We start from the raw sequence: 6,951 nt of genomic DNA, 5'->3' as shown, positions 1-6,951 counted from the left end.
GCTGCCGATGCCGGTCGACTCGTTGCACGGGCCGCCCGGGCTGACACCGCAGTGCAGCGTGCCGAAGACCGAACTGCGGCCGTTGATGTCCTCCAGGATGTCGACCTCGCCGCTCTTCGGCCAGGTCGTGCCGGTGCGCAGGGTCGAGCCGAGCATCCAGAACGCCGGCCAGTAGCCGGCGCCGTTGGCGGTGGAGACGTTCGGCTGCTGGATCACCGACTCCATCCGCACCACGCCGCCCGCGGGGGCGCCGAAGGTGGCGGCCTGGGTCTCGACCCGGCCCGACGTCCAGCCGCCGCGGGGGTCGGAGCCGGAGTGCAGCGCCCTGAGCACCAGGTGGCCGTTGCCGTCCTGGAACACGTTGGACGTGCTGTTGGTCATCGTCTCGATCTCGCCGGTGCCGAAGCTGCTGCCCGGGCCGGTGTCGTACTTCCAGGTGCCGGTGTTGAGGCCGGTGTTCGCCGCGCCACTGAAGTCATCACTCCAGGTGAGCGTGAAGCCGGCCGGGGGAGCGGCGATGGCCTGGGCGGTTGTCGCCGCGTGGGCCGTGACGGTCATCGTCATCAGGCCCGCGGCGGCGGTGGCGGTGACGGCCGCGAGGAGCGACCTACGTAGTCGGTTCACAGTTCTCCCTCGGGGAAAAGGGGTTCTTTTGCGCTCTCGTGGGATCTCCGGGGGCTCGCCCTGGTGTCTCCCTGGGGATGAGAGCGCTCTCTCACCGCGAACTTAGCAACGCGACAACGGAAGTCGTCAATGCTTTGCCAAGCAGTTTGCCGTCGAGCCCGCCGCCTTTTCGCCCTCAGACCGGCTCGGGCCGGGTGCCTTTCGGCACGGTCCGCAGCCGTACGCGGGTGATGGCGCGACCGGTCACCTCGACCACCTCGGCCGTGAACTCCGGCAGCGTCACCACCTCGCCCGGCCCGGTCGGAATGTGGCCGAGCGAAGCCAGCACCATCCCCGCGATCGTCGTGTAGTCGCCGTCCTCGTGCGCGTGCGACTCGTCGTGGAACCCCAGGTCAGGCAGGTCGTGAATCGGGAACGCGCCCGGCATCAGCAGCGCGCCGTCGGCCTCGGTCACCACCGACGCCACATCCCGGTCGGTCTCGTCGTAGATCTCCCCGACGATCTCCTCGACCAGATCCTCCATCGTGATGATGCCGTCGATCGCACCCCGCTCGTCGACCACCATCGCCAGCTGCTGGCGCTCGGCCCGCAGTTGCTTCAGCGCGTCGGACACCCGCAGCGTCTCGGGCAGGAACAGGCCCGGCCGGCACAGCGAATCGACCGGGCCGGCCGCGTCGACCAGGTCACGCAGGTGCACCACACCCAGCACGTCGTCGAGCCCGGCCGGGCCGACGATCGGCGCCCGGGAATGCCCGCCGGCGATCAGCATGCGCAGCGCCTCGTGGGCGGTGGTGCCGGTCGGCAGCGTCAACACGTCCCGCCGAGGCACCAGGATCTCCCGCAGAATGCGGTCGGCGATCTCGAACGCCCCGCTGATGATCGTGCGCTGCTCGGCCGTGAACTCCTGCTGCGCCGCGACCATGTCACGGATCTCCTCGGTGGTGACCTCCTCCCGCTGGGCGGTCGGGTCACCGCCCGCGAGACGTACGACCAGGTTGGTCGCCACACCCAGCAACCAGACCGCCGGCCGCGAAATCATCGACAGGACGTCGAGCGGGCGCGCCACCAGCAGCGCCCACCCCTCCGTACGCTGCATCGCGATCCGCTTCGGCGCCAGCTCACCGATCACCAGAGTCACGAACGTCAACCCGATCGTGACGATCACGATGGACGCCGGCTGCGCCGCCGACCCGAGAAAACTCAACGGCTTGACCAGCGGCTTCGACAGCGAGACGGCGGCCGCCGCGCTCGCCAGGAAGCCGGCCAGCGTGATCCCGATCTGAATCGTCGCCAGGAACCGGTTGGGGTCACGCGTCAGCCGCGCCAGCACCCGGCCACCGCGGGACTGCCGCTCCAGGCGCTGCACCTGGCTCTCCCGCAGAGACACCAGGGCCATCTCGCTGCCCGAGAAGGCCGCGTTGACCAGCACCAGCACAAGCACCAGGACGATCTCGCCGCCTGTGCCACCCATTCGCTCACGCCCCCGGGGACAAACCGATCACGAGGGACACAAGGTACCCAGCCGAGGTCACGCCTACGCGGCAGTTCACCACAAGTCCGCTGCCCATGTCTTCAGCCGCTCTCCCGGCCGCGCTTTCAGCATTTCCCAGCCCGTTCCTCAGTCCGTGTTTCCCTGCCCGTTCCTGAGTCCGTGTTTCCCTGCCCGTTCCTGAGTCCGTGTTTCCCTGCCCGTTCCTGAGTCCGTGTTTCCCTGCCCGTTCCTCGGCCCGTGTTTCTCAGCCCGTTCCTCGGCCCGTGTTTCTCGGCCCGTGTTTCTCGGCCCGTGTTTCTCGGCCCGTGTTTCTCAGCCCGTTTCCTCGGCCCAGACCCGCCAGTTGTCGAGGACACCGTAAAGGGCCGGCGTCAACCAGCCCGGCGCCGACCGCCGGAACACGCCCGGATCCATCTGCCCGGCCCCCTCCGGCAGGGCGCCGACCAGGTGCGGGACCAACTCACTGAGGTTGGCCCAGTGCACCAGCTGCGGATCGGCCGGCCACGCCCCGATGATCACCCCGGCCGGCACTCCACGCCGGGCCAGAGCCTCCAGGGTCAGAGCGGTGTGATTGAGCGTGCCGAGCCCGGCCCGGGCCACGACCAGGGCGCCGACCCCGAGCGTGGTCGCCAGGTCGGCCAGGGTCCAGGCCTCGCCTGACGGCCGCACGCCCATCGGCACGAGCAGGCCACCCGCCCCCTCCACCAGGACAAGGTCATGCTTGTCGGCCTCGGCCCGGATGGCGTCGACCACCTCATAGAGCTCGAGCGGCGCCATCTCGGCGACGGTGGCGGCGGCGAGCGGCGCCAGCGGATCCGGATATTCGGCCAGAACCCGTACGGTGTGCGGCCCCGCCAGCCGCGTAACCACCTCGATGTCGGTCGGCGCCCCGGTAGCGATCCCGGTCTGCCCCGGCTTGATCACCGCCACCCGCAGCCCGGAAGCCGCGGCGGCCGCCGCAACGGCCGCTGTGACAATGGTCTTCCCGACGTCGGTATCGGTCCCGGTAACGAGAACGATCCCCCGCCACTCCCCGATCTCCGGCGGCCGCGGCGCGACCGCCGCCCGCGCGGGCGCAGGCACCTCAGGCGCGGCGACGACAGCGGGGGCGGCCGGCTGCTCAATTGGTGCTTCCTCATCCGAGGAACCGTCGCCCTCGGGCTCGTCAAAATCGTCCGAGTCGAGGAACGACGGCACATGGCCACTCGCGTACTCCTCGGCAGCCTCTCCGCCAGGTGACGTGACGGGCTCGGAGCCTTCAACCTCCACGACCGACATTTCCGACTTGCGCCGCGCACGTGGAAGCCCATGCGAGCTGACCGCCTCGCCCTGGGTGGAGGTCAGGCCGGCGCCGCCCTTTCCAACCGCCCCCACAACCGCGGCGGATTCGCCGTCGGGGTGGCCGCCGACCGCGGTGACGTCGCCGGAGACTGTGCGGTTCTCGACGGTCGTGTCCACGCCCGGCGCTGCATCTCGCTTGCCGGTCGCCGGGTCCGCAGCTTGTGGTGATGTCCCGAGGCTCGGCTGAGGCCGATCGGCGCCCAGGTCGTTCTCGGAGCTGCCTGCCGCGGCTTCCTCGGAGGTCAGGCCGGCCGCCCGGATCGACTGCCTATCCAGCCGGGCGTCAGTCGAGTGCCCATCCAGCCGGGCTTCAGTCGAGTGCCTATCCAGCCGGGCGTCAGCCGCAGAGACGGCCGGCTCGGCGTCGATGGAAGGGCCGCCGGCCGGATGGGCGCCGTCCGAAGCCTCCAGCGCGACGACACTCTCCGAGCCGCCGACCATCCGGGCGCTCGCGGCGTCGACAGCCGCGGCCGCCGGCTCAAATGCCCCCGGAACGTCGTCCGCGCCGCTCCGCGGCGCCGGAATCATCGGCCCGGCCACGGCCCCCTCGGCGGCTGCTCCAGCTGCGGCTGTTCGGTCGGATGTCGCCTCGGTTCCCGCCGTTCGGTCGGATGTCGCCTCGGCTCCGTCGGCTCCGACTGCCGTTGCTCCGGCGAGGCTTGTCCCGGTAGCGGCCTTTTCGAGCGGCGAACCGCCGCCCGTTGTCTCGCCGTGGGGCCCGGTCGCCGCACCAAGCGTTGAAACGCCCGGCGTCTTCCATGAGTCTGCCCGTGTCTCCGCGCTTGGCGTCGAACCGACTGAGGCCGAATCGCCCCCCGGCATGGAAGCGGTCGAAACAGCCTCGGCCTCCGGCCTCGAAACACTCTCGGCCTCCGGCCTCGAATCGGCCGGCGTCGAATCGCTCGGTGTTGTTTCCGCCTCCGGCGTCGAACCGGCCGAGGACGACGGCGCGGTCGGCGTCAGACCATCTGGCGCCACCCCCGCGTCCGGCATCGGATCGACAGAGCCGCCGGCCGCGCTGGGCACGTCGGGCGCGCTGGGCACGTCGGGCGCACCGGGCACGTCGGGCACGTCGGGCGCACCGGCCACGTCGGGCGCACCGGCCACGGGGACCTCCGGGGCGTCGGGTGTCGGGTCGGTGCCCGCGGCGGCCTCGTCGAGGCGGCGGGTGAAGAGGCGGCGGAAGAAGGAGCGGCTGTCGTCGGTGGTCATGGGGCCGTCTTCACGATCACATCCAGGGCGCGGGCGAAGTCTGAGTCGGTGATGCCGGCGTTGAGGGTCAGGCGCAGCCGGGAGGTGCCGTCGGGGGTGGACGGTGGGCGGAAGCAGCCGACCGCGACGCCCCGGTCGTGGCAGTCGGCGGCCCAGGTGAGGGCCGCCTCGGGGCCCGGCGCGACGACCGACAGGACTCCGGCGGCCGGTGGTGTGACCGGGAAGCCGGCGGCGCGGAGTCGTGACGTGACCTCGGCGCCTCGGGCCGTGAGGACGGCGCGGCGGTCGTCGGCGGCCTGGGCGAGGGTGATGGCCGCCTGGGCGCCGGCCGCCACCGCGGGCGGGAGTGCCGTGTCGTAGATGAACGTGCGGCCGGTGTCGACCAGGTGGCGGATGAGGGCGGCCGGGCCGGCCACGACGCCGCCGGCCGCGCCGAGGGACTTGGACAGCGTCGCCGTCACGATCACGTCGTCGAGGCCTGACAGGAGGGCTGCCGCGACGCCGCCGGCGCCGCGGGGGCCGAGGACGCCCAGCGCGTGCGCGTCGTCGACCAGCAGCAGGGCGCCCCGAGCCGATGTGACGGCGTGCAAAGCGGCCAGCGAAGCCAGGTCGCCGTCGACCGAGAAGACCGACTCGGTGACCACGACGGCGGTCTGCTGGGGGTGTGCGTCGAGGATTTCGGCGACGGCGGCGGGGGAGTTGTGGGGGGCGACCACGACCGGCACGCCGGATGATTTGCAGCCGTCGATCAGGGAGGCGTGGTTGTAGGCGTCGGAGACGATCAGGTCGCAGAGGCCGGCCAGGGACCGGACCGCGGCCAGGTTGGCGAGGTAGCCCGAGGAGAAGACGAGCGCGCTGGGGGAGCCCAGCCAGGAGGCCAGCGCGGACTCGAGCGAGGCGTGCAGGTCGGTCGACCCGCGTACCAGCCGGGAGCCGGTGGCTCCCAACCCGTACGCCCGCAGAGCGGAAGCGGAGGCACCGACCACCTCGGGGTGGGCCGCGAGGCCGAGATAGTCGTTTCCCGCCAGATCGACGACGAGGTCGTCGGCCGGCCGGGGCCGCAGCCGGCGGGTGAGCCCAGCCTTGGACCGACTCTCGGCCGCGCGTTCCAGCGCATCCAACCAGCCCGTCAAGACACCCTCCACGCTCATGAGACGAGGAAAACTATCACCCACCACCGACAGTCCAACCGGGCCCGACGGCTTGTAGGGTACGGGCATGCGGGAGATCTTCGAACAGGTCCTGACCACCGGTGTCGGGCTCGGCCAGAGCCAGATCGAAGAGGCGCTGAGGACCAGCGACGAAGAGCTTCCCGAGCTGCTTCAACTGGCCCACGACGTGCGCATGAAGTGGTGCGGACCCGAGGTCGAGGTCGAGGGCATCGTGTCGCTCAAGACCGGTGGCTGCCCGGAGGATTGCCACTTCTGTTCGCAGTCGGGGCTTTTCACCTCGCCGGTGCGGTCGGTCTGGCTCGACATCCCGTCGCTGGTCGAGGCGGCGAAGCAGACCGCCGCGACCGGGGCCACCGAGTTCTGCATCGTGGCCGCCGTGCGCGGGCCCGACCGGCGCCTGATGGATCAGATGCGCGAGGGCGTCAAGGCGATCCGGGAGGCGGTCGACATCCAGGTCGCGGCGAGCCTCGGCATGCTGACCCAGGAGCAGGTCGACGAGCTGGTCGAGATGGGTGTGCACCGCTACAACCACAATCTCGAGACGTGCCGCTCCTTCTTCCCCAATGTGGTGACCACGCATTCCTGGGAGGAGCGCTGGAGCACGCTCAGGATGGTGCGCGACTCGGGCATGGAGGTCTGCTGCGGCGGCATTCTCGGCCTGGGTGAGACGGTCGGGCAGCGGGCCGAGTTCGCCGCTCAGCTGGCCGAGCTCGACCCGCACGAGGTCCCGATGAACTTCCTCAATCCGCGTCCGGGCACCCCGCTCGGCGATCAGCCGGTGGTCGAGGGCCGTGACGCGTTGCGCGCCATCGCCGCCTTCCGGCTGGCGATGCCGCGCACGATCCTGCGGTACGCCGGCGGCCGAGAGATAACTCTCGGTGATCTGGGTACGCGGGATGGCCTGCTCGGCGGCATCAACGCCGTGATCGTCGGCAACTATCTGACGACGCTCGGGCGGCCGGCGAGTGCCGATCTGGCCCTGCTCGACGATCTGAAGATGCCGGTCAAGGCCCTGTCAGCGACCCTCTAGGAAGCGACCGTGATGTTCTGCGACCGGTGCGGCGAGCCGCTGGAGAAAGATCACACCGCCTGTGTGGCGGCCCGTCAGCT

At 70.9% G+C, this 6,951-nt stretch carries 4 protein-coding genes and 1 pseudogene; 1 reads left to right on the top strand and 4 read right to left on the bottom strand.

From position 1 onward, the window contains the following. The 4 genes and pseudogenes from AB0M88_RS40735 to AB0M88_RS40720 form a co-directional block, all read right to left on the bottom strand. Window positions 1-624, bottom strand: a pseudogene (locus AB0M88_RS40735) (hypothetical protein); the annotation flags it as partial. Window positions 625-799: 175 nt separating this feature from the next. Beyond that, window positions 800-2,095: a hemolysin family protein gene (locus tag AB0M88_RS40730; RefSeq protein ID WP_364111320.1), complete on the bottom strand. Its 1,296-nt coding sequence runs from the start codon at window positions 2,093-2,095 to the stop codon at window positions 800-802. A 333-nt stretch (window positions 2,096-2,428) separates the two neighbouring features. Next, on the bottom strand, window positions 2,429-3,154 hold the full coding sequence (bioD, locus tag AB0M88_RS40725) for a dethiobiotin synthase (protein WP_364111324.1): 726 nt from the start codon (window positions 3,152-3,154) through the stop codon (window positions 2,429-2,431). A 1,511-nt stretch (window positions 3,155-4,665) separates the two neighbouring features. Further along, a complete protein-coding gene (locus AB0M88_RS40720) occupies window positions 4,666-5,802 on the bottom strand; it encodes an 8-amino-7-oxononanoate synthase (protein ID WP_364111318.1) in 1,137 nt (378 codons plus the stop codon). 85 nt (window positions 5,803-5,887) lie between these two features. On the opposite strand from AB0M88_RS40720, the gene bioB reads away from it, so the two are divergent. Continuing rightward, a complete protein-coding gene (bioB, locus tag AB0M88_RS40715) occupies window positions 5,888-6,871 on the top strand; it encodes a biotin synthase BioB (RefSeq protein WP_364111317.1) in 984 nt (327 codons plus the stop codon). The last annotated feature ends 80 nt before the right edge of the window (window positions 6,872-6,951 follow it).

The sequence above is a fragment of the Actinoplanes sp. NPDC051411 genome (assembly GCF_040682075.1).
Classification (GTDB): Bacteria; Actinomycetota; Actinomycetes; order Mycobacteriales; family Micromonosporaceae; genus Actinoplanes.
Note: the sequence above shows the minus strand (reverse complement) of the source record. Positions and strands in the feature narration are given on the sequence as shown.

Coding starts and splice junctions, on each gene's coding strand:
- AB0M88_RS40730 (WP_364111320.1), bottom strand. CDS start 2,095: ATGGGTGGCACAGGCGGCGAGATCGTCCTGGTGCTTGTGCTGGTGCTG.
- bioB (WP_364111317.1), top strand. CDS start 5,888: ATGCGGGAGATCTTCGAACAGGTCCTGACCACCGGTGTCGGGCTCGGC.